Annotated in this window: 1 pseudogene; it reads left to right on the top strand. The window is 31.7% G+C overall.

The window, feature by feature from the left end:
* Positions 1–381: 381 nt before the first annotated feature.
* Positions 382–593 (top strand): annotated as a pseudogene (locus ACFILO_RS09745) (helicase); the annotation flags it as partial.

Raw genomic sequence — 593 nt, forward strand, 5'->3', positions numbered from 1 at the left:
TATTGATAACACAACCTATAAATTCAACTAATAATATACGTTTTGAAGGGGTTTTGACGGTTTTTACACCTTCAAAACCTATAAGGAAAATGATTCATAAAATCTATCAAAGTACTCATTCTGATATATTAAAGCCCATAGTACATTTATCTTGATTAACCCGTGAAATGAATAGCAAATTTCACTACTTTGCTGATCTTATTCCATGTCATGGGCTGTTGATAAGCAGCCTTAAAGACCCCTTTTGAAAAAAATATCGGCTTTTTTAGCAGTTTTTTCCCTTTTTTATCGTTATTTGCTTTAAATGCATTCAATTGAATTCGTTTTGATTCTTTTGATAAATATTAATCATCTCATAAGGTAAGGAATTTTTATTACAATATGCTTCAATCTATTAAGTCTGATAATGAACAATTCACTTTACGCTCCCTTTTACAATCCTATCGTGAACAGGCAACATCAAATGCTCTACGGGAGAAAGTGTTTGAAGATTTTGTGACAAAATATCTTATGCATGACCCTCTCCATTATGGACGATATGAAAAGGTAGAAACCTATTATGAATGGGCTAAAGAGCGTGAAGGTTGGAATAA

The sequence above is a fragment of the Bartonella sp. AP72JLCBS genome (assembly GCF_042195705.1).
Classification (GTDB): Bacteria; Pseudomonadota; Alphaproteobacteria; order Rhizobiales; family Rhizobiaceae; genus Bartonella.